General features: G+C 63.3%; 21 protein-coding genes and 1 pseudogene. 10 read left to right on the plus strand and 12 right to left on the minus strand.

Annotation, left to right across the window (positions count from 1 at the left end; all coding sequences use genetic code 11):
* Positions 1 to 7: 7 nt before the first annotated feature.
* Entirely contained in the window at positions 8 to 934 is a 927-nt protein-coding gene (gene lhpI / locus NK8_RS19030) for a bifunctional Delta(1)-pyrroline-2-carboxylate/Delta(1)-piperideine-2-carboxylate reductase (protein ID WP_213228961.1), read from the minus strand.
* Between the two features lie 217 nt (positions 935 to 1,151).
* Between lhpI and ppk2 the strand changes: the two genes are divergently transcribed.
* Positions 1,152 to 2,048 (plus strand): polyphosphate kinase 2, encoded by an 897-nt coding sequence (gene ppk2, locus NK8_RS19035; protein ID WP_213228963.1) that lies wholly within the window; start codon positions 1,152 to 1,154, stop codon positions 2,046 to 2,048.
* Between the two features lie 24 nt (positions 2,049 to 2,072).
* Here ppk2 and NK8_RS19040 read toward each other — a convergent pair whose 3' ends face one another.
* From NK8_RS19040 to NK8_RS19060, 5 genes are all read right to left on the minus strand, one after another.
* Positions 2,073 to 2,297: a hypothetical protein gene (locus NK8_RS19040; protein WP_061174942.1), complete on the minus strand. Its 225-nt coding sequence runs from the start codon at positions 2,295 to 2,297 to the stop codon at positions 2,073 to 2,075.
* Between the two features lie 175 nt (positions 2,298 to 2,472).
* Complete coding sequence (locus NK8_RS19045) at positions 2,473 to 3,984, minus strand: efflux transporter outer membrane subunit (RefSeq protein WP_301549877.1); 1,512 nt, start codon at positions 3,982 to 3,984, stop codon at positions 2,473 to 2,475.
* Positions 3,981 to 7,181: an efflux RND transporter permease subunit gene (locus tag NK8_RS19050; RefSeq protein WP_213228967.1), complete on the minus strand. Its 3,201-nt coding sequence runs from the start codon at positions 7,179 to 7,181 to the stop codon at positions 3,981 to 3,983. The genes NK8_RS19045 and NK8_RS19050 overlap by 4 nt, the downstream gene beginning before the upstream one ends.
* Before the next feature lie 31 nt (positions 7,182 to 7,212).
* Positions 7,213 to 8,406, minus strand: a complete 1,194-nt coding sequence (locus NK8_RS19055) for an efflux RND transporter periplasmic adaptor subunit (protein ID WP_162067624.1) — start codon at positions 8,404 to 8,406, stop codon at positions 7,213 to 7,215.
* A 68-nt stretch (positions 8,407 to 8,474) separates the two neighbouring features.
* On the minus strand, positions 8,475 to 9,293 hold the full coding sequence (locus tag NK8_RS19060) for an alpha/beta hydrolase (protein ID WP_061174946.1): 819 nt from the start codon (positions 9,291 to 9,293) through the stop codon (positions 8,475 to 8,477).
* Between the two features lie 218 nt (positions 9,294 to 9,511).
* On the opposite strand from NK8_RS19060, the pseudogene NK8_RS19065 reads away from it, so the two are divergent.
* From NK8_RS19065 to NK8_RS19080, 4 genes and pseudogenes are all read left to right on the plus strand, one after another.
* Positions 9,512 to 10,420 (plus strand): annotated as a pseudogene (locus NK8_RS19065) (LysR family transcriptional regulator); the annotation flags it as partial.
* Between the two features lie 148 nt (positions 10,421 to 10,568).
* On the plus strand, positions 10,569 to 11,099 hold the full coding sequence (locus NK8_RS19070) for a GNAT family N-acetyltransferase (RefSeq protein ID WP_213228969.1): 531 nt from the start codon (positions 10,569 to 10,571) through the stop codon (positions 11,097 to 11,099).
* Between the two features lie 189 nt (positions 11,100 to 11,288).
* Positions 11,289 to 11,630, plus strand: coding sequence for a DUF4148 domain-containing protein (locus NK8_RS19075; RefSeq protein WP_061174988.1), 342 nt, complete (start codon positions 11,289 to 11,291; stop codon positions 11,628 to 11,630).
* Between the two features lie 33 nt (positions 11,631 to 11,663).
* Complete coding sequence (locus NK8_RS19080; protein ID WP_174258067.1) at positions 11,664 to 11,822, plus strand: hypothetical protein; 159 nt, start codon at positions 11,664 to 11,666, stop codon at positions 11,820 to 11,822.
* A gap of 43 nt (positions 11,823 to 11,865) precedes the next feature.
* Here NK8_RS19080 and NK8_RS19085 read toward each other — a convergent pair whose 3' ends face one another.
* Positions 11,866 to 14,388 carry an adenosylcobalamin-dependent ribonucleoside-diphosphate reductase gene (locus tag NK8_RS19085; RefSeq protein WP_213228971.1) on the minus strand — a complete coding sequence of 841 codons (2,523 nt, stop codon included), beginning with the start codon at positions 14,386 to 14,388 and terminating at the stop codon, positions 11,866 to 11,868.
* Between the two features lie 171 nt (positions 14,389 to 14,559).
* Between NK8_RS19085 and mobB the strand changes: the two genes are divergently transcribed.
* Positions 14,560 to 15,084 carry a molybdopterin-guanine dinucleotide biosynthesis protein B gene (mobB, locus tag NK8_RS19090; protein WP_162067628.1) on the plus strand — a complete coding sequence of 175 codons (525 nt, stop codon included), beginning with the start codon at positions 14,560 to 14,562 and terminating at the stop codon, positions 15,082 to 15,084.
* Here the strand turns inward: mobB and NK8_RS19095 are convergent.
* The 4 genes from NK8_RS19095 to NK8_RS19110 all read right to left on the minus strand — a co-directional run bounded on the left by NK8_RS19095 (position 15,081) and on the right by NK8_RS19110 (position 19,145).
* Positions 15,081 to 15,290 carry a DUF2783 domain-containing protein gene (locus NK8_RS19095; protein WP_213230421.1) on the minus strand — a complete coding sequence of 70 codons (210 nt, stop codon included), beginning with the start codon at positions 15,288 to 15,290 and terminating at the stop codon, positions 15,081 to 15,083. The two genes, mobB and NK8_RS19095, sit on opposite strands and share 4 nt — an antisense overlap.
* On the minus strand, positions 15,290 to 16,969 hold the full coding sequence (locus tag NK8_RS19100) for an FAD-dependent oxidoreductase (protein WP_213228973.1): 1,680 nt from the start codon (positions 16,967 to 16,969) through the stop codon (positions 15,290 to 15,292). Before NK8_RS19100 ends, NK8_RS19095 begins: the two co-directional genes overlap by 1 nt.
* 828 nt (positions 16,970 to 17,797) lie before the next feature.
* The gene (locus tag NK8_RS19105) at positions 17,798 to 18,580 is read right to left on the minus strand and encodes an IclR family transcriptional regulator (RefSeq protein WP_162067630.1); all 783 of its coding nucleotides are present in this window, start codon (positions 18,578 to 18,580) and stop codon (positions 17,798 to 17,800) included.
* Between the two features lie 55 nt (positions 18,581 to 18,635).
* The gene (locus tag NK8_RS19110) at positions 18,636 to 19,145 is read right to left on the minus strand and encodes a cupin domain-containing protein (protein ID WP_213228975.1); all 510 of its coding nucleotides are present in this window, start codon (positions 19,143 to 19,145) and stop codon (positions 18,636 to 18,638) included.
* Positions 19,146 to 19,233: 88 nt separating this feature from the next.
* On the opposite strand from NK8_RS19110, the gene NK8_RS19115 reads away from it, so the two are divergent.
* Complete coding sequence (locus tag NK8_RS19115) at positions 19,234 to 19,971, plus strand: ABC transporter substrate-binding protein (RefSeq protein ID WP_213228977.1); 738 nt, start codon at positions 19,234 to 19,236, stop codon at positions 19,969 to 19,971.
* Positions 19,972 to 19,979: 8 nt separating this feature from the next.
* The gene (locus NK8_RS19120; protein ID WP_213228979.1) at positions 19,980 to 20,402 is read left to right on the plus strand and encodes an N-acetyltransferase; all 423 of its coding nucleotides are present in this window, start codon (positions 19,980 to 19,982) and stop codon (positions 20,400 to 20,402) included.
* A gap of 57 nt (positions 20,403 to 20,459) precedes the next feature.
* Here NK8_RS19120 and NK8_RS19125 read toward each other — a convergent pair whose 3' ends face one another.
* Entirely contained in the window at positions 20,460 to 21,149 is a 690-nt protein-coding gene (locus NK8_RS19125; RefSeq protein WP_213228981.1) for a DJ-1/PfpI family protein, read from the minus strand.
* Positions 21,150 to 21,270: 121 nt separating this feature from the next.
* Here NK8_RS19125 and NK8_RS19130 point away from each other — a divergent pair, with 121 nt between their 5' ends.
* Together NK8_RS19130 and NK8_RS19135 are read left to right on the plus strand one after the other, a co-directional pair.
* The gene (locus tag NK8_RS19130; RefSeq protein WP_162067635.1) at positions 21,271 to 22,272 is read left to right on the plus strand and encodes a GlxA family transcriptional regulator; all 1,002 of its coding nucleotides are present in this window, start codon (positions 21,271 to 21,273) and stop codon (positions 22,270 to 22,272) included.
* A gap of 180 nt (positions 22,273 to 22,452) precedes the next feature.
* The gene (locus NK8_RS19135) at positions 22,453 to 25,374 is read left to right on the plus strand and encodes an EAL domain-containing protein (protein WP_213228983.1); all 2,922 of its coding nucleotides are present in this window, start codon (positions 22,453 to 22,455) and stop codon (positions 25,372 to 25,374) included.
* Positions 25,375 to 25,622 lie beyond the last annotated feature (248 nt).

A 25,622-nucleotide genomic window follows, 5' to 3' on the forward strand; every position in this document is an offset into this window, starting at 1 on the left:
GATCACTCTACGCCATCCCGCTTTCTTCCGACAAAACCGCGCGCGCGACGCGACATGCCGCCAGATCCCACGCCGCACAGCCGACCGATTTGAACATCACCGGACGCGCGGCATCGACGGTGCTCGACGATGTCGCGAGCGCTTCGGCCAGCGCATGCACCGCGCTCCAGTCGATGCCCGCGAGAATGAAATCGCCCGCTTCGTGCCGCGCACCGGCGGGATCATCGACATAAAGCGCGCTCGCATGAACGGTCGCGGCGTCAATCTCGGCGGCATCGGCGGTGAAGGCGCCCACGCCGATCACGAGGCGGCCCGCGCGCGCAGGCATCGTGTAGACGGGCGTCTTGCTCGTGGTCGCGGCAATGACGACATCGATCGAATCGGGGATCGTGGCTTCGTCCAACGCAGACGCCGACGCATGCGCCGCGCAAAATTCACGGGCGCGCCCCGGACGCGAGCCCTGCACACGAATGCGCGCTTCGGGATAAACGGCTGCGAGCGCTTCGACGTGATACGCCGCCTGCTTGCCCGTGCCGATCACGAGCACTTCGCGCGGCGCATCGGCATGAAGCGCGCGGATCGCGAGCATCGACACCGAGGCCGTGCGGCGACCCGTCACCGTCGGGCCGTCGAGCATGAACTGCGGCACGCCGGTCGCGGCATCGTAGGCGGTGACCTGGCCGTGGATCGTCGGCAGACCGCGCGCGCCGTTGCCAGCGCAGACGTTCACAAGCTTGTGCATCGCGAGATCGGCGGCACTCGCGGGCATCGAGAGCATGACGCCCCCCTCGATCGGCACCACCATGCGCTCGGGACTTACGATGCGGCCCGCCGCGTAATCGAGCATCGTCGCGGCGAGCGTGTCCACGAGCCGGTCGTACGGCACGAGGCGCGCGGTTTGGGCTTCGTCGAAACTCTGGATCGTTGCGGTCATCGGGTTCGCTCGCTGTCGGCGTTGAATGGAGGCGGACAATGCCATCGGCATGCCATCGAAGTGCGGGAACATTCTAACGGTGCGCGACATCGCGTTACTACAATGCCCGAATCAGCCGCTGTCATATGACTGCCATCGAATATCGGCATAATCGGCGGTTCCGCGCCGCGACCGGTATCGATCCGGCGGCCGCCCCAGAACGCCCACGGAGCCCTTCATGAACACGACGGACAAGCAGCGCCGTTTTCACGCCGATATCATCGACAGTTATGACGAAGAGTTCGAGATGGAGGTCGACGATCGCTTCCTGGACGGCGAATCGACCTTCTCGGAAGAAGAGCGGCAATTGCGCAAGACCTATTTCCGCGAGCTGTTCCGTCTGCAGGGCGAGCTCGTGAAGTTGCAGGACTGGGTCGTGCATACGGGGCATCGGCTCGTCGTGATCTTCGAGGGACGCGACGCCGCCGGCAAGGGCGGCGCGATCAAGCGCATCACGCAACGGCTGAATCCGCGTGTGTGTCGCGTGGCGGCCCTGCCCGCGCCGAACAACCGCGAACGCACGCAGTGGTATTTCCAGCGTTATGTGTCGCATTTGCCGGCGGCTGGCGAGATCGTGTTGTTCGATCGCAGCTGGTATAACCGCGCGGGCGTCGAACGTGTGATGAATTTCTGCACCGACGCCGAGTATGAAGAATTCTTTCGCTCGGTCCCCGAGTTCGAGAAGATGCTGGTGCGCAGCGGCGTCCAGATCATCAAGTACTGGTTCTCGATCACCGACGACGAACAGGAAGTGCGTTTCGAGGCGCGTATCGAAGATCCGCTCAAGCAATGGAAGCTGAGCCCGATGGACCTGGAAAGCCGCCGGCGATGGGAAGCGTACACGGCGGCGAAGGAAGTGATGCTTCAGCGCACGCACATCGCCGAAGCGCCGTGGTGGGTCGTGCAGGCCGTCGACAAGAAGCGGGCGCGACTGAACTGCATTCATCATCTGCTGAGTCAGGTGCCGTATCACGAGATCGGACATCAGCAGATCGAGCTGCCGGCTCGTGTGTTCAACCCCGATTATCTGCGGCAGCCTGTGCCGGATGAGATGTACGTTCCCGAGATCTATTGAGCGTCGATATTGTCGCGGCTTGCGTCAGCAGCAGTTGCTGCAGGGAAGATGCTTCACTGTGGCATTGCTGCGCTGACGTGCCGTTGCAAGACGCAGCGCGAATTGATACGCGTGCTGCGAACCTCTCAGCATGATCACGAACATCACCTGCGCGAGATTGAAGTCGAGCGTGACCATCAGGCGCGTCAACAGTAGCAGTGGCAGCACCACCGCCGGCTGATACAGTTGTCTTGCAATCAAGTCTTTCATCGTCGGCTCCCTATCCCATAGTTAGAATTTTATGGATTTGGGGCTTGCGGATAAACGCTCCGTAGGTGAAGACATATGTTCCATTCGACGAACAATCGGTTTTGTTTATCGAGTAAATAGACTTTCGCCGGATCTCGTATTCGGGACCCGGCGACGAAAACCCAAAAAACAAAACCTACTTCTGCGCGAGACTCGGCTCCACTATGGGCTTGGGCATGGCATCGCCCCAACCGCCGCCTAATGCGCGTATCAGATTCACCGTCGATACCGCCTGCGTCCCCTGCAACTGCACCGACGCGCGCTGCGTCTGAAGCACCGTCCTTTCGGCATCGATGACATCGAGATAATTCACTGCCCCTTCGGTGTACTGCGTCCGCGAAAGCTGCGCGGCCCGCACCGAAGCCTTCACAGCATCGTCCTGCGTCGCGGTCTGACCTTCGAGGATGCGCAGATCGGAAAGATTGTCTTCAACCTCGCGGAATGCAACCAGCACTTGTTGCCGATAATTCGCGACATCCTCTTCATACACGGCACGCGCATTCGCGAGATTGCCCTTGCGACGACCGCCATCGAAGATCGGGATATTCAGCGCGGTGCCCGCAAACGGCCCGAGCAGGAACGTGCGGCTCGACCACTTGAAAAGATCACCGAGCGTCGCCGATTCGAAGCCGCCCGAACCCGTCAGCGTCAACGACGGAAAAAACGCCGCCTTCGCCACGCCGATGCGCGCATTGGCCGCCGCCATCGCGCGTTCCGCCGCCGCGATATCCGGACGGCGTTCGAGCAACGCCGAAGGCAATCCCGGCGGCACACGCACCGTCACCTGCTTGAGCGGATTCGCCGCCATCGAGAACTCGGCGGGCGCCTTGCCGAGCAGCACCGCGAGACTATGTTCCGACGCCGCGCGCAGACGCTGCACCGTCATCGCGTCCGAGCGCGCGGTCGCGAGTTCCGACTTCGCGCGCGCGACGTCGAGTTCGCTGATATCGCCTTCCGTGAAACGCTTCTGCACGAGCTTCAGCGCTTGCTCGCGCAACTGCACCGTGCGCGTGAAGACATCGGTTTCGGCATCCAGCTCGCGCAGATTGAAGTAGTTCTGCGCGACGTCCGCCTGCAACGCAAGCTGCACCGAACGGAACAGCGCCTCGCTCTGCTGCGTGTCGGCGTTGGCGGCCTGCACCGAGTTCGACACGCGGCCGAACAGGTCCACTTCATACGACACGCTCGCCTGCGCGCGCCACAGCGTTTGCGCGGGCACGTTGCCATCGGCCGGCAGGAACTGCGATGCAGGCGAGAACTTCTCGCGCGTCGGGCCGAAGCCCGCGTCGAGCGTCGGGAACAGGCCCGCGCGCGCCGTCTGGTTGATCGCGCGCGCTTCCTTCACGCGCGCCGCCGTCGCCTTCAGATTCTGGTTCGCATCCTGCGCCTGCTTTTCCAGATCGTTCAGCGTGGCGTCGTCGAAGATCGTCCACCATTCGCCGCGCAGCATTTCTTCCGAAGGCTGCGCGGTCTTCCAGGTGCCCGCCTCGGATGCGTCGAGCGTCTGTTGCGGCGTTTCCTTGTAGGCTGACGGCGCGTTGACGTCCGGCTTCTCGTAAGTGGGCGCGAGCGAGCAGCCTGCCACCAGCAACAGCGTGGCCATCAGACTCGATACGATATGTAGCTTGTTCATCATCATCGACCTCATTGCGCCTCGTAGGAGGCACCGATACCGCGCATCTGCGGATGCGAGCCGTGCTTGTCCGTTACATGCTCCGTGCGTGAGAGCTTGCGCAGGATCACGTAGAACACCGGCGTCAACATCAGACCGAAGAGCGTCACGCCCAACATGCCGAAGAACACGGCGACGCCCATCGCGTGACGCATCTCCGAACCCGCTCCCGTCGACACCACGAGCGGCACCACGCCCATGATGAACGCGATGGATGTCATCAGGATCGGGCGCAGACGCAGCCGGCTCGCTTCGATCGCGGCCTGCACGATCGAGCGTCCCTGCATCTCCAGCTCGCGTGCGAACTCGACGATCAGGATCGCGTTCTTCGCCGACAAGCCCACCAGCACCATCAAGCCGATCTGCGTGAAGATGTTGTTGTCGCCATCGGTGAGCCATACGCCGACCAACGCGGACAGAATGCTCATCGGCACGATCAGGATCACCGCGAGCGGCAGCGTCAGGCTTTCATACAGCGCCGCGAGCACGAGGAACACGAGCAGCACGCTGATCGGGAACACCCACAGCGCCGCGTTGCCCGCGAGGATCTGCTGATACGTGAGATCGGTCCATTCGAACTTGATCCCGCGCGGAAGCACTTCCGCCGCGATGCGTTCAGCCGCCGCCTGCGCCTGACCCGAAGAGTAGCCCGGAGCCGGGCCGCCGTTGATGTCGGCCGCGGTGTAGCCGTTATAGCGAACCACCATCTCGGGGCCGTACGTCGGCGTCACCTTCACGAGCGACGACAAAGGCACCATGTCGCCATTCGCGTTGCGCGTCTTCAGCAAGCCGATATCTTCCGGATTCGCACGGAACGGCGCGTCCGCCTGCACGCGCACCTGATACACGCGCCCGAAGCGATTGAAGTCGTTCACGTAGAGCGAGCCGAGATAGACCTGCATCGTGTCGAACACGTCCGTCACCGAGACGCCCAGTTGCTTCGCCTTCACGCGATCCAGATCGACGTTCAACTGCGGCACGTTGATCTGATAGCTGGAGAACGTCGGGCCGAGTTCGGGCGTCTGCGATGCGCGCTTGATGAACGCCTGCGTCGCATCGGCGAGCGCCGCATAGCCGAGCGCGCCGCGATCCTCAAGTTGCATCTTGAAGCCGCCGAGCGTGCCGAGGCCGAGAACCGGCGGCGGCGGAAACACGGCGATGAACGAGCCCTTGATGCCCGCGTACTTCTGATTCAGCGCGCCGGCAATCGCATTCGCCGACAGCGCCTTGTCATGCACGCGTTCCTTGAAAGGCTTCAGCGTGACGAACACGATGCCCGCGCTCGACGAGTTGGTGAAGCCGTTCACCGACAAGCCCGGGAATTCGACCGCGCTTTCCACGCCCGGCTGCTTCAATGCGATATCCGACATCTGGCGGATCACGCCTTCGGTGCGATCGAGCGATGCGCCGTTGGGCAACTGCGCGAAGCTGATCAGATACTCCTTGTCCTGCGCGGGCACGAAGCCGCCGGGCACGACCTTGCCCATCAGCACGGCGCCAGCGAGCAGCACGGCATACACGACCATCATCAGCGCCTTGCGATTGATGACGCTCTTCACGCCCTTGCCATACGCATCCGAACCGCGATGGAACACCTTGTTGAAGGCGCGGAAGAAGCCGCCGAACACGCGGTCCATACCACGCGTGAGCCAGTCCTTCGGCTCGTCGTGCCCCTTGAGCAGGAGCGCGGCGAGTGCCGGCGACAGCGTCAGCGAATTGAACGCGGAGATCACCGTCGATATGGCGATGGTCATCGCGAACTGCTTGTAGAACTGGCCCGTGAGACCCGACATGAACGCGAGCGGCACGAACACGGCGACGAGCGTCAACGCAATCGCGATGATCGGCCCGCTCACCTCGCGCATCGCCTGATACGTGGCCTCTCTTGCCGATAAGCCCGCTTCGATGTTGCGCTCGACGTTTTCGACGACCACGATCGCATCGTCGACGACGATACCGATCGCGAGCACCATCCCGAACAATGACAACGCGTTGATCGAGAAGCCGAACGCGAGCAGCAGCGAGAACGTACCAACGATCGACACCGGCACCGCGAGCAATGGAATGATCGATGCGCGCCACGTTTGCAGGAACACGATCACGACGAGCACGACCAGCGCGATCGCTTCCGCGAGCGTGTGGATGACCGCTTCGATACTCGAACGCACGAACTGCGTCGGGTCATAGACGATCTGATATTCGAGGCCCGCCGGCATGTCCGCTTGCAGTTCCTTCATCGTCTTGCGGACTTCGTCGGAGATCTGCAGCGAGTTCGCGCCCGGCTGCTGATTGATCGCGATTGCAACGGCCGACTTGTTGTCGAGCAACGAGCGCAAGCCATATTCCGATGCGGCGAGTTCCACACGCGCGACATCGGAGAGATGCGTGACCGCGCCATCCGGCGACGTCTTCAACACGATGTCGCGGAACTCCGCCTCGCTCGTGAGACGGCCGCGCGCGTTCACGTTCAGTTGCAGCGGCACATTCGGCAGCGTCGGCGAACCGCCGATCACGCCCGCGGCGACCTGCACGTTCTGCTCGCGGATCGCGTTGGCGACATCCGTCGCCGTCATGCCGCGCTGCGCGACCTTTTGCGGATCGAGCCATACGCGCATCGAGTAATCGCCCGAGCCCCACAGTTGCACTTCGCCCACGCCCGCGATGCGTTCGAGCCGGTCCTTCACGTTGATCAGCGCATAGTTGCGCAGATACGTCATGTCGTAACGGCCATTGGGCGAGTTCAGGTGGACGACCATGGTCAAGGTCGGCGACGACTTGATGGTCGTCACGCCCAGGCGCTGCACATCCTGCGGCAGGCGCGGCAGCGCCTGGTTCACGCGGTTCTGCACGAGCTGCGTGTTCTTGTCAGGATCGGTGCCGAGCTTGAACGTGACGGTGGTCGTGAGGTTGCCGTCGCTATTGGCCTGCGACTGCATGTAGAGCATGTCCTCGACGCCGTTGATCTGCTCTTCGAGCGGCGAGGCCACGGTCTCCGCGATCACCTTCGGATTCGCGCCGGGATACTGCGCATGCACGACGACCGAAGGCGGCACGACTTCCGGATACTCGGAGATCGGCAGCTTGAACATCGCGATGATGCCCGCCAGCAGCACGACCACCGATAGCACGCCCGCAAAGATCGGGCGATCGATGAAGAATTTGGATATGTTCATGACGAGTTCTGTCAGTTGCGGATGACGCGCATCACTGTGCGGATGCGGTCTTCACGACGGGTGCATCGCTGTCGTTCATCGCGACGTTGTTGGCCTTGATCACATCGTTCGGGCGCACACGCTGCAAGCCGTTCACGACGATGCGCTCGCCCGGCTGCAGGCCCTTCGATATCACGCGCAGGCCTTCATGCGTCTGCGCGGTGATCACTTCGCGATACTGCACGCGGTTGTCCTTGTCGACGACCATGACGTACTTCTTGTCCTGATCGGTGCCGATGGCTTCGTCTTCCACGAGCACGGCCGGGTGCGGCGTGCCGCCGCCCACTTTCACGCGTGCATAGAGACCCGGCACGAGCGTACCGTCGGGGTTGTTGAAGCGCGCGCGCACGCGGATCGTGCCGGACGTGGTATCGAGCCGGTTGTCGACCGAATCGACGACGCCATCGCGCGAATAACCGTCCTCGTTCGCGAGACCGAGCGACACCGGCACGGCGCTGCCCGCGTCGCGGCCGAGATAGCGCAAGTACGTCTGCTCATCGACATCGAACGATGCGTAGATCGGCGAGACCGATACGAGCGTCGTCAGCAAAGGCGCGTTCGCGCCCGTCGATACGATGTTGCCGACCGTGAGTTCCGCACGCGATACGCGGCCTGCGACCGGCGCGACGATATGCGTATAGGCGAGATTGATCTTCGCGGTTTCGAGCGCAGCCTGCGCGGCCTTCAAATTGGCGACGGCCTCGCGCGCGGCGTTCTGCTTCTCGTCGTAATCGCGCTTGGCGATCGCGTTATCGGCGAGCAGACGTTCCGCACGCGCCGCATCGGTCGACGTATAGCCATTGCGAGCCTGCGCCGCTGCGATCTGCGCCTGCGCGCGATCCACTTCCGCCTCGTAGGGACGCGGATCGATCGTGAAGAGCGGATCGCCCTTCTTCACGAGCTGGCCATCCTTGAAATGCACGGCGACGATCGTGCCCGGCACGAGCGGACGAATGTCGACGTGATCGACGGCTTCGAGCCGGCCCGAATAGCTTTGCCAGTCGGTGATGGTCTTCGAGACCACGGTCGCCACGTCCACCTCGGTGGCGGTCGGGCTGTGTGCGGCGGCTTGCGCCTGATTGATCGCCGCGTCGCCGTGACCGCGCCAGGCGGTATAGCCGCCCGCGCCGGCGACGATCAGCGTCGCGCCCAGCGCGGCGTAGATGCGTTTGCGAGTGAATAACATGGTCAAAGGCTCCGGTTACGTTGAGATTGTTGTTGTCTGGTGCGTGTGCGGCGTGCCGTTTCTTGCGCTCATTTCCCGCGCGCAAGCCGTTTTCTGAAGAACGTGACGACATCGGCGAGCGCATCGGGATGCGCGGCGAGCGCCTGATGCGATGTCTTGCCGTGGCGCGTGACTTCGGTAGGGACACCCGCGGCGATCAGTTCGCCCGCGTATTTCTCGGCTTCGATATGCAGAAGATCGTGCTCGGCGCTCGCGATGAGCGCGGGCGGCAGGCCCGCGAGACGGCGCGATTCGAGCGGCGCCGCATACGGATGCAGCCGCTGCGACGGATTCGGCAGATACGCGCGATACCACTGCGCGCATTCGCATGCTTCGAAATCGGGGCACAACACTTTGCGTTCGTCGGCGAGGCGCGTCATGCTCGGATCGAGCAGCGGCGCGAGCAGCGCTTGCGCGGACATGCGAATATCACCGCGATCGCGCGCGATGGCCGCGACGCACGTGGCGATATTGCCGCCCGCGTCATGGCCCATGACGCCGATGCGCTGCGGGTCCGCGCGCTGCGAACGAGCATGCGCGACAGCCCATTGCGCCGCGCGATAACCGTCTTCCGGCGCGGCGGGGAACGGAAATTTCGGCGCGAGCGAATAGCCCACCGCGACGACCCAGGCGGGCGTATCGCGCGCAATGGTCGCCGCGGCGATATCCGCGTCGTCGAGTCCGCCGCGAATAAAACCGCCGCCGTGAAAGTACAGAACGATGGGCAGCACCGTGCCGTCCGACGCCGGGCGATAGCTGCGCAGGGTGATCGGTTGCGCGTGTCCCGTGATGTGCACATCCTCGATGCACAAACGCGGGCCCGACTCGAGATCCAACAGTGTTGCCATGGTTATTTTCGGTGCAGGGCCGATGCTGCAAGGCCTTCACGCATGAGTTGCGATGGTCCGAATTCTGGAGTCCGCGCCTTTTTAGATAAATGCCTATAATCCGGCAACACAATTCGGTCGCACCGAACAATCGTGGTTATCCCTTGCGATTGTTTTTTTCGGCCACTCTTTAGCGCGCGCTTAATTAGTGCATCGCTAGTCAAGGAAGGTGAGAGAACATGGATCGGCTTCAGGCAATGCAGGTCTTCACTCGCGTCGTAGACACCAACAGTTTTTCGCGCGCAGCGGACACGCTCAATCTGCCACGCGCTTCGGTCACGACGATCATCCAGAATCTGGAAGCGCATCTGAACGTGCGGCTGCTCCAGCGCACGACGCGCAGGCTCAACCTCACGCCCGATGGCGCGGCGTACTACGAGCGCTGCGTACGCATCCTCGCCGACATCGAAGAAGCGGAAGGTTCGTTCTCGAATAACGGCAAGGGTCCGCACGGCAAGCTGCGCGTGGACATGCCGGGCGCGATCGGGCGGCTCATCGTGATGCCGCAGCTATGCGATTTCCACACGCGCTATCCGGATATCGAGCTGATGATGGGCTTCGGCGACAAACCAGTCGATCTGATTCAGGAAGGCGTCGACTGCGTGATTCGCGTGGGCACGCTGCAGGATTCGAGTCTGGTCGCGCGGCGTATCGGCGTGTTCCAGGGTGTGACGGTAGCGGCTCCGCAATACCTCGAACGCAACGGCACACCGAAAACGATCGAGGATTTGCAGAATCACACGGCGGTGAATTACTTTTCGAGCCGCACGGGACGCGTCATGGACATGGACTTCGTCATCGACGATGAAACCATCGAAGTGAAGATGCGCGGCATGATCGCGGTAAACGACGCCGAAGCGTATCTGAGCTGCGGCTTGAAGGGTGTCGGCATCATTCAGGTGCCGCGCTTCATGGCGCTGCCGCATCTGCGCGCGGGCGAGCTCGTCGAAGTGTTGCCGCAATGGAATCCGCTGCCGATGCCGATTTCCGCGGTGTACCCGCATAACCGCCATCTTTCGCCGAAGGTGCGCGTGTTCGTCGACTGGGCCGCCGAACTGTTCGAGCGTTGCCCGTTGCTGCAAGGTCAGAAGGATGCGGAAGAGCGCTGCCTGCCGACGAGCACGTCGTCGCCGACCATCGTGCGTCACGGCACGCCGGAAGTGGCGGGCACCGAGGATGTCGTCGCATAGTTAACCATCCGCCGCTGGCGGCGCTGCAAGCGGGACAAGAACACCAATGAACGAAAACGTCACCGTGCGCCGCATAGGCGCGAACGAAGTAGCGGGGTATGTCGAGTCGCTGGCGGATGTGCTCATCGATTGCGTCGAAGGCGGCGCATCCGTCAGCTTCATGTTGCCGATTTCACGCGCGACGGCTCTCGCGTTCTGGACGCGCGTCGCGCATGGCGTCGCGCGCGACGAACGCATTCTGCTCGTCGCCGAGAATGCTGAAGGGCATGTGCTGGGCACGGTGCAGCTCGTCATCGATCAGCCGGAGAATCAGCCGCATCGCGCCGATGTCGCGAAGATGCTCGTCGCGCGTCGAGCGCGGCGCCAGGGCATTGCAGGTCGACTGATGACAGCCGCCGACGATGCGGCGCGCAACGCAGGCAAGTCCGTTCTCGTGCTCGACACCGTCACCGGCGGCGATGCCGAGCGTCTCTACGAGCGCGCAGGATGGCAGCGCGTGGGCGTGGTGCCAAACTACGCGTTGATGCCCGACGGCACGCCATGCGGGACCACTTTCTTCCATAAGCAACTCGTTTGACGCGGGCCGCAAACGGCCGCCCATCAAGCCTGCGCACGATTATTCGCCGAAATCGATAAATCTATTCGCTGATACGGCATTTATCCGCCCGGTCCGCGCGGCTACATTCGCTCCTAACGCAGCGTGCTTCACACCGAATGCAATCCGCATTTGCCCGCACGCCGCATCGGAAAGAAAGGAGTCGCAAGCATGAAACAGCTCATCACGGGGTTCTCTCTCGCCGCCATCTCCGCCGTCGTCTCGACCACCGCATTTGCGGAGGGCGGCCAGGGCATCGGCCGCGCGGGCACGTATCAGGTTTCGACGCAGACGCAAGCAAGCGCGAGCGATACGCCCAAGACCCGCGCGCAAGTACGTGCCGAACTCGTCGCTGCGTATTCGAATGGCTCGCTGCCCGCATTGAACCGCAACACCTATCCCGAGCGCAGCATGTGGGGCGATGCCGTCGCCGCGCAAGCGGAAGCGCGCAATCGTGAGATCGTCGAGTACGCCAATGGCTCGGCAACGCATGCAAACGTGACGGCGCGCTGATCGCATCGTCAGGAAAAGATTCAAGAGGTCATCATGTTCGAAAACACATCGCTCGATCAGTTCTCGCTTCTCGACGAACTTCCTTCGCTCACGCCGGTATGGCATCCGTTCACGCAGCACGCATCGCATGGGTCGGATGTTGCGCACGAATCGCACGAAGAGAGTAAGACCGAACGCTCGCATCGAGCCTGACAGAGAAGGCGCGGACGAAAGCCCGCGCCTTTTTTTCTTCAACTCAACCGCACGCGCCGATTTCGCCGCACGCCGTGCAGAAGTCGCAGCCATCCTTGCGGATTACTGCATTCGCACCACATGTCGCGCACTTTCGGCCGTGCATCAGGGGAAGGCTATGCGGATCGATCTCGACTGGCGCGATACCCTCGGATACTTCTTCGCCCTCGTCCGCTACAGCTACCGCATGCGGCGCGCGATCGGCACCCTTGCGCGCAAGCACGCGCGACGGTACGTGGTTTCCTTCTGCATCAAGAAAACCGCGGCGATGAAGAATCTGCTGGATCGCATACGCTAGCGCGGCGACTTCCGAATCGTGCCAGCGCGGGCTGCGATGTCCATCGAGCCGTTCGACATCGCCGAGACGCACCTGTCCACGATCCCACGACACCTTGCGCATGTCCTGCAAGGTGCGCGCCGCAAAGCCGCCGCGCGCGGCCAGTGACAGCGAACGCATCGTTGCCGTGATCCATTGCTGCGATTCGTCGCGCTGGCCGGTGGGAATGAAGAATTCGATGGGCCGCTCGATGGTCACGTCTTCACCCGAGATGCGCCCTGTCACCTCGATGAACGACACCGCGAGATAGATCGACTTCTTCCCCGCCTGCGTCAGATACTCGACCTTCTCGATGATCGCGGGCAATTCCCCTCGTGGCCGATGATCGATCGCGATGCGCAGCGGATCGAGATCGAGTTCGGGGTCCGGCGAATCGCTCGGCGTTTCAGCGGGCGTGACGGAAAGCACCGCACCCAATGTCTCGTTCGGCCGATACGTCGCGAGCCCCTTCAGGCCGCGCCGCCACGCTTCGAAATAGAGATCCTGAAACTTGTCGAACGGATAATCGGCGGGCACGTTCACGGTCTTCGAAATCGACGTGTCGACGAACGGCTGCACCGCCGCCATCATCTCCATGTGATCGTGCGCGGACATCTCCAGTGCGCTGACGAAGTACGCGGGCAACGCGTTCACATCGCCGCCCATCTCGCGATACAGCCTGTAGGCGTGATCTTCCACGGCGAAGGTCTGACGCGAGCCGTCCGCCATGCGCTTCGTGCGCTGATACGTCCACGAGAACGCAGGCTCGATGCCGTTCGATGCATTGTCCGCGAACGCGAGGCTCACGGTGCCCGTCGGCGCGATCGACAGCAGATGGCTGTTGCGAATGCCGTGCTCGCGAATCGCGCTCTTGATGTCGTCCGGCAAACGCGATGCGAACGTGCCCTCCTCCAGATAACGTTTCGCATCGAAGAGCGGAAACTTGCCGCGCTCCTTCGCGAGTTCGACGGACGCGCGGTACGCTTCATCGCGCATCGTGCGCGCAACGCGTGTGGCGAAGTCGCGCCCTTCTTGTTCGTCATAGCGCAGGCCGAGCATCACGAGCGTGTCGCCGAGGCCCGTGAAGCCCACGCCGATACGGCGCTTCGCCTCCGCTTCGCGCGCCTGTTCGTCGAGCGGCCAGAGCGTGACGTCGAGCACGTCGTCGAGGAAACGCACCTGCGTGCGCGTCGTGCGCGCGAGACCGTCCCAGTCGAAGGAAGGCACGCCGCCGCGCATCTGCGCGAACGGATCGTTCACGAAGCGCGTGAGATTGAGCGGACCGAGATTGCAGCAGCCGTATGCGGGCAAAGGCTGTTCGCCGCATGGATTGGTCGCGCGGATCGCTTCGACCGCCCGTAAGTTGTTGTCGTCGTTCATGCGCGACATGAACACGACGCCGGGCTCCGCGACGTCGTAGGTCGAGCGCATGATCGTGTTCCACACTTCGCGCGCCTTCACTTCGCGATAGACCCACAGTCCATCTTCACGCTGGTGCATGTCTTCGGCCGCACGCTGCGCGGGCGAAGGCTCGGCCTTGTGCGTGAGCTGCCAGGTGGCGTCGTCGGCGACGGCCTGCATGAATTCGTCGGTCACCGCGACAGATACGTTGAAATTGTTCCAGCGTCCTTTCGTATGTTTTGCCGCGATGAATTCGAGCAGGTCGGGATGCGAGCAATCGAGAATGCCCATCTGCGCGCCGCGCCGCGAGCCGGCGCTTTCCACCGTGCGACACGACGCATCGAACACGTCCATGTAGCTGCATGGGCCGGACGCCGCCGATCCCGTCGAATGCACGCGCGCGCCGCGCGGACGAATCGCGGAGAAGTTATAACCGACGCCGCCGCCGCGACGCATCGTCTCGGCCGCCTGCAACAGCGCGACGTAGATACCTGGTAGCCCGTTGCTGTCGACGCTCTGGATCGCGTCGCCCACCGGCTGAACGAAACAATTGATGAGCGTCGCGTCGATGCCCGCGCCGGCCGCGCTCATGATGCGGCCTGCGCCGAGCGCGCCGCGCCGGAAGTTGTCGACGAACTCCGCTTCGATCTTCGCGCGTGCCTCTTTGGGCTCGGCTTGCGCGACACCGCGCGCCACGCGGCGATAAATATCCTCGACGCGCGTCTCGTCGCCCTTGGCATATTTTTCGAGCATCACGTCGATGGAAAACTGCTGCGGTGCGAGAGCGGTGCTGGGATTGTCTTCGGCCATGTCGGAGATCCTTTGATTGCTGCCTCGCGCGATGAGGGTCGGAAACGCGTTGCGCGCGCTGGCGTGAAGTGCCGCAAAGGCAATGCCCGACGATAGCGCGATTTGTCCTCGCTCGCCATCGACCCGTTAAACTCGCCTGATCGAAACCAGAACAAAGTGCCGACCATTCGCATGAATCCGCACCATCCGCCGCTATTCGGCATCTCGGGCCGCTCGGGCCAGGGCAAGACCACCTTGATCGAAGCGCTGCTGCCGTGGCTGCGCGCACGCGGCCTCACGGTCAACGTCATCAAGCACAGTCATCACTCGATCGAACTTGAGCCGCCGGGCAAGGACAGTGCGCGCTTTCGGCGCGCGGGCGCGGGTGAAGTGCTGATCGCATCGCCTTACCGGTATGCGATCGTGCGTGAGCTGAACGGCGACGCGGAGCCGCCGCTTACCGAGCTGGCCGCGCGGCTGTCGCACGCGGACCTCGTGATCGTCGAAGGATTCGCGCGCGAGGCGATGCCGCGTCTGGAAGTCGTGCGGCCGTCGGCCGGCCGCGAGCCGCTCTACAAGACCGATGTGGAGATAGTGGCAATCGCAACCGATGAGCCCGCCGCCATCGATTCTGCGTTGCCGCTGCTCGCGCTCGACGACATCGCGGGCATCGGCGCGTTCATCTGCGAGCGCGCGGGCATCGTGCTGAAGATTTAACTGGCGGCGAAGCCATGACGCGCCATCGTCAACGCTTCCTTCAGCACGTCGTTGTCGCCGATATGATTCGCCAGCAGCAGGATCAGCTTCGCGTTGAGCATCTGGCTTTCTTCATCGGTAAGCCCGTTATGCGTGTCGATGAGACGCTCGTAGAACGCGTCGTGGTCCGCGATATTCAGTTCGAGATTGAGCTTCATACGATTCATCATCCGTTGCAGGTTGCGCGCTTGACCGCCGCCGTGACCGATGCGGCTTCGAAGGTGCGCCAGCGGGCGCATACGTGTTGATCGGGACGCAGCAGATAGAACGTGCCCGGCCGCGCGTCGAAGCGATGCGCGACCATGCCTTCGACATCTTCGACCACCGTCACGCCCGGCACCGTGCAGGCCATGCCTCTCGGCACGACGATTAGCGTACGCACCGGCAGCGGCGCCTTCGACAATTCAGCGAGACTTTGCGCGCAGACGTCGGGGCCGTGGCCCAGTCCGCAGAAATAGATGCCCGTGAACGCGCCGCCATGGGTTTGCGGCAACAGCCACGCATTGCGGTCATCGACGCGCACGGGCGCATCCACGCATGGCGCGCCGGGGATCATCGCGCAGTCGAAGGCATCGTCGTTTGCATCGGGCGTGTTGAGCGTCGAGTCGCGCAACACCGCGGGCACCGAGAGCCGGCCGCTGTTTGCCATGCGCCGCGCGAACGCGCAATCCTTCGCGAGCTTGAGCGTTGCATCGCGAAAGAGGCGTGAAACCGCGCTCTTCGGCGTGATGAAATCGGTGGCGCGCGTCGAGTTGAGGATGTTTTCGTCGGCGGCGTATTCGCGCTCGGAAGCGTAGGTATCGAGCAGCGCGGGCGGTGCATCGCCATTGACGACGAGCTTCAGCTTCCACGCGAGATTATCGGCATCCTGCACGCCGCTGTTCGCGCCACGAGCGCCGAACGGCGACACGCCATGCGCCGAATCGCCCGCGAAGATGATGCGGCCATGTCTGAAGCTATCCATGCGCAGACACGAGAACGTGTAGACGCTCACCCACTCCAGTTCGAATTCGGCGTCTTCGCCGAGCAGCGCCTTCACGCGTGGAATAACGCGTTCGGGTTCTTTTTCCGCGACGGGGTCCGCGTCCCAGCCGAGCTGGAAATCGATACGCCATACGTTGTCCGGCTGGCGATGCAGCAGCACCGACTGATTGCGATGAAACGGGGGATCGAACCAGAACCAGCGTTCGGTCGGAAACGGCGCTTTCATCTTCACGTCGGCGATCAGAAAGCGGTCCTTGAACGTACGGCCGTGGCTATCGAGATTGAGCGCGCGGCGCATCGGGCTGCGTGCGCCATCGGCGGCCACGACGTATTGCGCCTTCAGAGGATAGACGCCGTCGGGCGTTTCGACTTGCAGTTCGACATATTCGTCGTGTTGCGTCGCGCCGATCACATTGCTTTTCCAGCGCAATTGCAGGTGCTCCGTCTGCATTGCGCGTTCCGCGAGAAAGCCTTCGACGTAGTACTGCTGCAAGTTGATGAATGCGGGACGCGCGTGCCCCGTTTCCGGCAGAAGATTGAAGGTGTAGACGAGATCGTCATGCAGGAACACCTTGCCGACGTTCCAGCTCACGCCCTTTTCGATCATCCTGTCGCCGCAGCCGAGACGATCGAATATTTCCAGGGTGCGCTTGGCGAAACAGATCGCGCGTGAGCCGGTGGATACGGTGTCGTCGTTGTCGAGGAGGACGGTGCGTACGCCCTGCTGCGCGAGGTCGATCGCTGTCGCGAGACCCACTGGGCCTGCGCCGATCACGGCGACAGGATATGGCGAGGATGCGGGCGCATCGTGCTCGGGGGCGCGGGCGTAGTCGAAACGCAGCGTGGCGTAGTTCACGGACATTCGATCGTCTCCATCGTGGAGCCTTCTCTCGTCGTCGTTGCGTGACGCTTCGGGCTCGGGTGCGAATTGCTTCGATTTCGGTTATCTGTTTATCATTGTACAAGGCGTTTTATATTGTTGAATTTGCGTTTACCCGTATGGGGTGGCGTGCGTGTGGGTTTCGCCGGATCCCGTTTGCGTGTCGGTTTATAAGCGTTGCCCCTGTGCGGGGCGGCAGTCACTTTCTTTGCTGCTGCAAAGAAAGTAACCAAAGAAAGCAGCCCGAGACGCCCGCGGTCACACGCAATTTGGCCACTATTCTCGTTGTTCGTGGCCTCTGTAGCGAGTGCCCTCGTAGGCCTGACCGGGCTTGGACCGCGCACGGTCTGACAAGCTAGTTGTTTTAAGCGCGCTGGTTCAGCACGAAAGAGTTCCGGCACAGCGCTGCGCGCTGCCGATGGGTCGGCAAGGGAAACCAACGAGAAAAGAGAAACGCAGAAGCACACGCGGACCCGATTGACCCATCGGCCGCAAAGCGGGCCGGAGCCATATCGTGCTGAACCAGTCGCGCACGTGGTGCGATGTGACAGACCGTGCGCGGTCCAAGCCCGGTTAGGCCTACGAGGGCACTCGCTACAGAGCCCACGAACGACGAGAAGAACACCCAAATTGCGTGTGACCGCGGGCGTATCGAGCTGCTTTCTTTGGTTACTTTCTTTGCAGCAGCAAAGAAAGTGACTGCCGCCCCGCACAGGGGCAGTGCTAATAGACCAACACGATCACGGGATCCGGCGACCAAACCAAAAGCAAAGAAAAAACCGCAACGTCCCCTTTCGGCCCGAGCCGAAATCAAACAACAACAAACCCGAGCATCTTCGACACCCGTCCCGCGCAATCGCGCAATGCCCTCGCGATATCACCACTCCATGCCCCATCAAACGAACCACTCGGTCCAATCGCCGTGATCGCAAGCACGATATTGCGCGAGTGATCGAACACCGGCGCGCTCATCGCGCTAATCCCCGCGACGGGTTCGTCGATCGCCCTCGCGATGCCATGCTCGCGCACTTCGGCAAGCATTGCGTCGATCTGCCCACGCGTGTAATCGCGGCGTTGCGCGCCGATCTGCAACGCGCCCGCGCGCTCGATCGCGACGAGCGCATCGACCGTCATCGGCGGCAGATACGCGGCGAACGCGCGGCCCGTCGCGGTCTGCAACAGCGACATCACCGTGCCCGTACGCATCGTCACGTGAATGGGCACGCTGGCCTGCTGGATATGCACGATGGTCGGTCCATAACTGCCCGCGCTCGCGAGCGCAACCGTATGCTCGACGCGTGGCGTCATGTTCGCCACTTCCGCAATCGCAAGACGCACTGGATCGACGCGTTGCAGGCTGATCAGACCCATCTGCAAGGCAAACGGCCCGAGCTCGTAACGCCCCGTCGCAGCGTCCTGCTGAATCAGGCCGAGGTTGCCGTACGACACGAGATAAGGATGCGCCTTCGCCGAAGGCATGCCCGCCTTCTTCGCGAGATCGCCGAGCAGCATCGGGCCGCCATGATCCACCAGCGCGCGCAACAGCGCCCCACCCACTTCGATCGATTGAATCCCGCGACGCACTACGCTCATGCCTGACCTTCCGTTGTTGTCGATGATGCGCGCGATGATAACCGCACTCGCGTGGTCACGGATTCGAGCCTAGCCGCGCGATCAGCTCGCGATGCTTCGGATAGCGCGTTTCGAGCGCGCCCGGCGCGGCAAGTTCGAACTCGCTGAATTCGAAGCCCGGCGCGACGGTGCAGCCGACCAGCGCCGCGCCATCCGCATCGTGACACTCGGCGGCAAACCAGTCGCCTGCCTCGACGACGGCCTGAAACACGGCACCCGCATGCTCGAGCGCGTTCCCCAGACGATGCGTGACGAGCGTGCCGTTCTCATCGAGCACATGCACATCGATAGGATCGCCCGCATAGAAATGCCAGACCTCGTCGGAGCGAATGCGATGCCATGCCGAATGCGCGCCATCGCATAGCAGGAAATAAATCGCGGTCGACGCCGAACGGGATTCGCCGCCGTTTTCGCGTGTGACACGGCCACTCGCGCGATACGTCTCACGAAAGAATCCACCTTCAGGATGCGGTTCGAGCCCGAGGCGCTCGATCAATGCACTGCTATCGATACGTTCGCGTTGCATGCCGTTCCTTTGCAATAGCGGTTGCGGTTCGCGTATTCTGCATCGGATTGCCCGCATCGCCATCCCTCCTCACTCATCGACGAATGCCATGACTCTTTCCGCTTCCTTGCGTAATGCCCTCGCACCCACCGGCACGCTGCGCGCCTCGCTCAACCTCGGCAACCCGGTCCTCGTGAATCGCACCGACAGCGGCAAGCCGGGCGGCGTATCGGTCGATCTCGCGCGCGAGCTTGCGTCGCGGCTCGGCGTGCCGGTCGCCTTCACGGAATTCGATCGCGCCGCGGAGTCGGTCGAAACCGTCACGAACGAAGGCGCCGACGTCGGCTTCTTCGCGATCGATCCGCTGCGCGGCGCGGGCATCGCGTTCAGCGCGCCGTATGTGCTGATCGAAGGCTGCTATCTCGTGCGCGATGCCTCGCCGCTTGCGCGCAACGAAGACGTCGATCGCGAAGGCAACCGCATTCTGGTCGGCAAGGGCAGCGCGTACGACCTCTTTCTGACGCGCGAAATCAGGCGCGCGCAGATCGTACGCACGGCGTTGTCGCAGACCGTCGTCGATGACTTTCTGCGCGATGACCTCGAAGTCGCGGCCGGCGTCAGGCAGCAACTCGAAGCCGATGCGTCGCGCACGCCCGGCCTGCGCCTGCTCGACGGAAGATTCATGGTGATCGAGCAGGCGATGGGTCTGTCGAAACGACGCGGCGACGAGGCCGCGAATTATCTGCGCGAGTTCGTGGAGGATGCGAAGCGCTCGGGCTTCGTCGCGGATGCGCTCGCGCGGCACGGCATCCAGGGCGCATCGGTCGCGCCTGCGGCGCAGGCCTGAGAATCCGGATGAGCGCGGACGTCACGCTGGCGGTCACCGACTGGATCGACGCGAGTTTCGAGCGCGACGTCGCGGGCGGGCTCGCCGCGTTCAACCGCGCGCAACTCGGCCCGAGCCATCAGCGCGATCTGGCGGTGTCGCTCTATCGCGATGACGATTTTCTCGGCGGCCTCGCGGGCTATACCGCGTGGGACTGGCTCTTCGTGAAATGGCTGTGGATACGCGAGGATGCGCGCGGCCTCGGACTCGGCGAGCGCGCCCTGCAAGCCGCGGAAATCGAAGCGAAGAAGCGAGGCTGCCGCGCGGCCTGGCTCGATACGGTCAATCCCGCAGCGCACGCGCTTTACGCGCGCTGCGGGTATGAGACCTTCGGCGAACTCGCCGATTTCCACGGCGGCCAGCCACGCTATTTCATGCAAAAGCGGTTCTAGCGCTTTGGCGTTTTGCATTACGCATGCATTCGACCATCCTGCATTTTGCGTTTTGCATTACGCATTCAGTTTCAGCCGTTCCGCGACGCGCGCCGTAATCGCGCCGCGCGCCGCAAGTGACGGCGCGGAACGTTCACGCACGTCGCTGACGACCGCCGCCGGCGCGCGCGCCGGATCGCCCGCGTCGAACGGCGGCGCGGGCGCGTATTCCATTTGCAGTTGAATCGCCTGCGCCTCGTGTTCGCCGACGAGTTCCGCCACGAGCGTCAACGCGAAGTCGATCCCCGCCGTGATGCCGCCGCCCGTGAACAGATTGCCGTCCCGCACGACGCGCTCATGCACCGGAATCGCGCCCAGTTCCGCGAGCAGCCCGTGAAACGCCCAGTGCGTCGTCGCGCGCTTGCCGCGCAGCAGGCCCGCCGCGCCGAGCACGAGCGAACCCGTGCAAACCGACGTCACATAGCGTGCGCCCGCCGCCTGCGCGCGGATGAACGCGAGCGTCTCCTCGTCCTCCATCAGATCGCCGACGCCCGAGCCGCCCGGCACGCACAGCACGTCGAGCGCGGGGCAATCGGCGTAGTCCGCATCGGGCGTCAGGATCATGCCGGCGCTCGATTTGACCGGTTCGCGCGTCTTCCAGACGAGATGCACCTGGGTGTCGGGCATCTGCGCAAACGCGTCGTAGGGGCCGGTCATGTCGAGTTGCTGCACGCGCGGGAACACCAGCAGGCCGATGTGTAAGGTCATCGTCTTCTCCTTGATCGATGGTTTTTCGCAGTAGACGAACCGATGCTACGCCGCTACGCTATGGCGAACTCGACACACAACCCACGTTTTCCGCCAAATGTTGTCCTTCGGGGAAACCGCCATGCAAACCGACGCCCCACGCATCATCGACGTGCTCGCCTTCCCCGACGTCCAGTTGCTCGACGTCGCCGGCCCCTTGCAGGTGTTCGCGTCCGCGAACGATCTGGCGACGGCGGCGGGCTTGCCGCGGCCGTATCGTCCGCGCGTCGTGGCGCGGGGCGGCACGGCGAACGCTTCGGCGGGGCTGGGGCTCGTCGGCGAGGCCTTGCCGGATGCGGCCGACGCCTGCGACACACTGATCGTCGCCGGCGGCTGGGGCGTGCACGCAGCGGTGCGTGACCGCGAACTGGTCGACTGGGTGCGCGCGCATTCCGCGCATGCGCGGCGCACCGCGTCGGTCTGCACCGGCGCGTTCCTGCTCGCAGCCGCGGGCCTGCTGAACGAGCGCCGCGCCGTCACGCACTGGACGCGCTGCGCCGAACTCGCCACGCGCTTTCCGGCGGTCCATGTCGAGCCCGATCCGATCTTCATCCGCGATGGCGACGTGTGGACCTCGGCGGGCGTCACCGCGGGCATCGACCTGTCTCTCGCGCTCGTCGAAGAAGATCTCGGGCGCACGCTCGCGCTCGATGTCGCGCGCCATCTCGTCGTGTTTCTGAAGCGCCCCGGCGGGCAGGCGCAGTTCAGCGCGGCGCTGTCGCTGCAGAAATCGGGCGAGCGGTTCGGCGAGTTGCACGCGTGGATCGCGGAGAATCTCGCGGCGGATCTGTCGGTCGGCGTGCTGGCCGCGCGCGTCGGCATGAGCGAGCGCAGTTTCGTGCGCCATTACCGCGCGCAGACCGGCACGACGCCCGCGCGTTCGATCGAGCGCATGCGGCTCGAAGCAGCGCGGCGACTGCTCGGCGATACAGCGTTGCCGGTGAAGCGCGTCGCGGCCCGCTGCGGCTTCGGCACCGAGGAAACGATGCGGCGCGGCTTTCTGCGCTCGCTCGGCGTATCGCCGCAGGCGTATCGCGAGAGATTTACCGGACACGACCACGCCGGCGCCGCGCATCCGGCATGAATGCCCGCCCGCGCGGCGGTGCCGACGCTTTTTTTGTCCTGCGTACTCAAGCCTGTATGCTCGCTGCCGTTACCCCTATAAGACCGTTTGCTAAAGGCACGCGCCCCGGGATGCGTGCGAGCGCAGTCGCTGAACGAGACGACCCGCCCGAGGTGGCGGCAAATATGGCCTGGAGCGCCGATGAGTGTGTTTCCCGCGTTCGACGCGCAGGTTGCCCGCGTAACCGCGGCCGACCCTGCAACCGTGACGGCGACCGACGAAAAGGTCTTCGCCGGCGTCGCGTCATCGATCGATGCCTTGCTGCGCGAGGCCGCCGCGATGGGCTGTCCGCGGCAGTGGGCCTGGTATCGCGCGGGCGAGCAGTTGCATCTTGAGCGACGCGGCGATGCGCCATTGCCCGACGCGCAAGCCTGGCCGCACAGCATCGCGGAGGAACGGCTCGCGGAGGTCTGCGCCACGCAGGGTTGGCACTGCTGGCCGACCGGACACGGCGAAAGCGTGCTCGGCTGGCTGCTCGCGCCCGTCGCGCATCGCGACGACATGCATCTCACCGAACTTGCGCGCACGCTCGGCGAGCGCGTACAGGCCGACGCACTCGCGCGCGCGCAGCTCACGCAGCGCGTGCTCTATGAAATCGCGTATCTCGCGAGTTCGGTGCCCGAGCGCGCCGATTTTCTGCGCGGCGTGCACGAACGTCTCGGCACGCTGATCGATGCGGAGAACTTCTATCTCGCGCTCTACGATCGCAAGACAGGCAAGATCACCTATCCGTATTACGTCGATGTGATCGACACCGATGTCGTCGCTGCCGAGAACTACGACATTCTGAATCCGGCGCGTCTGTCGATGACGGGCCAGGTGCTCACGAGCGGGCAGCCGCTCTTCATCACCGCCGCCGATATCTGCGCGGCCGAACGCGCGGGCCGCTTCTATTGCATCGGCGATCGTCCCGAGTTCTGGATGGGCGCGCCGCTCAAGAACGCGAGCGACGAAGTGTTCGGCATGCTCGCGATGCAGGTCTACGACGTCTCGCGCATCTATACCGCTGAAGATCGCGCGCTCTTTCTCGTCGTCGCGCGCCATGTGGCAATGGCGCTCGATCGTATCCTGCACCGCGCCGACCTCGAAGAGCAGGTCGCGCGGCGCACGTCCGAATTGTCGAAGCTCAACGCGGCGCTGCGTCACGGCATTGCCGAGCGCGAACGTTCCGAGCACTTGCAGGCGGCGCTGTATCAGATCGCCGAACTGTCGAGCCGTCCGGGCGACACGATGGAGTTCTTTCGCAGCCTGCATGGCATCGTCGGCGAGTTGCTCTATGCGCGCAACTTCTATATCGCGCTGTTCGAAACGGAAACCGACGAAGTGTCGTTTCCCTATTACGTCGACGAGATCGTGCAGGAACGCCCCGCGCCACGACGCGGACAACGCGGCCTTACCGAATACGTGATCCGCGAGCGGCGCGCGCGGCTCATCGACCATTCCGAGGCGCTGCGTCTGATCGAAGAAGGCGCGTTCGAGATCGAGCATCGCGAAGTGCGCCTGCGTTCGTGGCTCGGCATTCCGCTCTTCGATGGCGATGTCGTGCGCGGCGTGCTCGCGGTGCAAAGTTATTCGCCGCTCGTGCGCTATTCGCTGCGCGATCAGGAGTTGCTGACCTTCGTGTCGCGCCATATCGACACCGCGCTTTCACGCCGTCGCGATGCCGAAGCGCTGCACGCTGCGAACCTCGAACTCGAAGCGCGCGTGCAGGCCCGCACGCGCGAACTCGACGACGTGAACGCGCGCCTGCTCTACGAGAACTCGCACGATGCATTGACGGGCCTGCCCAATCGCAGTCATCTGATGCAGCGGCTGCGCTGCGCGTGGCGGGACTATCAAACGCGCGGCGACGAACTGTCGGTGATGTTCATCGACCTCGATCGCTTCAAGGTCGTGAACGACAGCCTCGGTCATCACTTCGGCGACATGCTGCTCGTGCAGGCCGCGGCGCGTCTGCGCGACTGCCTGCGCTCGACGGATCTGCTCGCGCGTCTGGGCGGCGATGAATTTGCCGTGCTCTCGCCGAATGCGCCCGTGCGCGACGCGGTGTCGATCGCGAAGCGCATCCTCGCCGCGTTCGATCTGCCGTTTCATATCGAAGAGCACGTCGTGTTTTCGTCGTGCAGCATCGGCATCGTGAGTGCGGACAGTCAGTTCCATACGGAACCCGCCGATCTTCTGCGCGATGCCGATACCGCGATGTATCGCGTGAAGAACGCGGGCCGCGACAGCTTCGTCGTGTTCAATCAGGAACTGCGACGCGAAGTGTCGGACCAGGTGGAACGCGAGGGCGCGCTGCGCAATGCGATCAAGCGCGACGATGAATTGCTGCCCTACTTCCAGCCGATCGTCGATGTGAAGAGCGGCGAAATCGTCGCGCTCGAAGCGTTGATTCGCTGGCGTCAACCGGATGGCCGAGTCGTCGGGCCGGGTGAGTTTCTGCCTTCTGTCGAAGGCCTGAGGCTCATCGGCAGGCTCGATCTCTACATGCTCGAACGCGTTGCCGCGATTCTCGCCAATGCACATTTCGCGCACTGGCCGCCGGTGCATGTGAACTGCTCGAGCTACAGCATGACGCGCCCCGAATTCGCCGACGACGTGCTCGCGTTGTTGCGGCGCTATCGCGTGTCGCCATCGCGCGTCTGTCTGGAGTTGACCGAAGGCGCGCTCGTCGCCGAGCCGGATCTCGCGCGCCGCACGATGCAGCGTCTTGCGGACAACGGCATGTCCGTCGTGCTCGACGATTTCGGCGCGGGCTTCTCGTCGCTCAGCTATGTGCATCAATATCAGTTCACCGGCCTGAAAATCGACAAGTCGTTCATTCTCGAATTGACCGAGAGTCCGCGCAGCCGCGCGATCGTTCGCGCCATCGTACGCATGGCCGAGTCGCTCGATCTGACGCTCGTCGCGGAAGGCGTGGAGGATGCTGCGACGCTCGCCGTATTGCGCGACATGGGCGCGGCGCAGGCGCAAGGCTATTTCTTCGACAAGCCGCTGCCGCTCGAAGCACTCACGCGCGCATCGCTCGCGCCGCGTTCGACCACGACGAGTGCAGCGTTTTGAATCTGCTTTGCCGTAACGGCAATGATCTGAGCAATATCGATGCAGGGTAAACGCTCCCTGACAATAAGCGCACATCACCTGACATTCATAAAATCGTCAAAGATCGCTATAAATAAATTAAATGAACGCCGGTGCAATTTCCAATCGTGCGGACCGCGAACTCGCGTAGGATGAAGAGAGCGTCGATTCATGTGCGCGGATTTGCACGGCGCCTGCAGTAGAACAACCGCGCAATGGTCCGACATCCG

It is taken from the genome of Caballeronia sp. NK8, assembly GCF_018408855.1.
In the GTDB taxonomy this organism is placed as follows: domain Bacteria; phylum Pseudomonadota; class Gammaproteobacteria; order Burkholderiales; family Burkholderiaceae; genus Caballeronia.

Bases quoted from the DNA above. Each gene is read 5' to 3' on its own strand.
- NK8_RS19095 (WP_213230421.1), bottom strand. From the start codon at position 15,290: ATGAATCGTATGAAGCTCAATCTCGAACTGAATATCGCGGACCACGAC.
- NK8_RS19060 (WP_061174946.1), bottom strand. From the start codon at position 9,293: ATGGCAACACTGTTGGATCTCGAGTCGGGCCCGCGTTTGTGCATCGAG.
- NK8_RS19070 (WP_213228969.1), top strand. From the start codon at position 10,569: ATGAACGAAAACGTCACCGTGCGCCGCATAGGCGCGAACGAAGTAGCG.
- NK8_RS19110 (WP_213228975.1), bottom strand. From the start codon at position 19,145: ATGCAACGCGAACGTATCGATAGCAGTGCATTGATCGAGCGCCTCGGG.
- NK8_RS19075 (WP_061174988.1), top strand. From the start codon at position 11,289: ATGAAACAGCTCATCACGGGGTTCTCTCTCGCCGCCATCTCCGCCGTC.
- NK8_RS19055 (WP_162067624.1), bottom strand. From the start codon at position 8,406: ATGTTATTCACTCGCAAACGCATCTACGCCGCGCTGGGCGCGACGCTG.
- NK8_RS19125 (WP_213228981.1), bottom strand. From the start codon at position 21,149: ATGACCTTACACATCGGCCTGCTGGTGTTCCCGCGCGTGCAGCAACTC.
- NK8_RS19040 (WP_061174942.1), bottom strand. From the start codon at position 2,297: ATGAAAGACTTGATTGCAAGACAACTGTATCAGCCGGCGGTGGTGCTG.
- NK8_RS19130 (WP_162067635.1), top strand. From the start codon at position 21,271: ATGCAAACCGACGCCCCACGCATCATCGACGTGCTCGCCTTCCCCGAC.
- mobB (WP_162067628.1), top strand. From the start codon at position 14,560: ATGAATCCGCACCATCCGCCGCTATTCGGCATCTCGGGCCGCTCGGGC.
- NK8_RS19135 (WP_213228983.1), top strand. From the start codon at position 22,453: ATGAGTGTGTTTCCCGCGTTCGACGCGCAGGTTGCCCGCGTAACCGCG.
- lhpI (WP_213228961.1), bottom strand. From the start codon at position 934: ATGACCGCAACGATCCAGAGTTTCGACGAAGCCCAAACCGCGCGCCTC.
- NK8_RS19050 (WP_213228967.1), bottom strand. From the start codon at position 7,181: ATGAACATATCCAAATTCTTCATCGATCGCCCGATCTTTGCGGGCGTG.
- NK8_RS19105 (WP_162067630.1), bottom strand. From the start codon at position 18,580: ATGAGCGTAGTGCGTCGCGGGATTCAATCGATCGAAGTGGGTGGGGCG.
- NK8_RS19080 (WP_174258067.1), top strand. From the start codon at position 11,664: ATGTTCGAAAACACATCGCTCGATCAGTTCTCGCTTCTCGACGAACTT.
- NK8_RS19085 (WP_213228971.1), bottom strand. From the start codon at position 14,388: ATGGCCGAAGACAATCCCAGCACCGCTCTCGCACCGCAGCAGTTTTCC.
- ppk2 (WP_213228963.1), top strand. From the start codon at position 1,152: ATGAACACGACGGACAAGCAGCGCCGTTTTCACGCCGATATCATCGAC.
- NK8_RS19100 (WP_213228973.1), bottom strand. From the start codon at position 16,969: ATGTCCGTGAACTACGCCACGCTGCGTTTCGACTACGCCCGCGCCCCC.
- NK8_RS19120 (WP_213228979.1), top strand. From the start codon at position 19,980: ATGAGCGCGGACGTCACGCTGGCGGTCACCGACTGGATCGACGCGAGT.
- NK8_RS19115 (WP_213228977.1), top strand. From the start codon at position 19,234: ATGACTCTTTCCGCTTCCTTGCGTAATGCCCTCGCACCCACCGGCACG.
- NK8_RS19045 (WP_301549877.1), bottom strand. From the start codon at position 3,984: ATGAGGTCGATGATGATGAACAAGCTACATATCGTATCGAGTCTGATG.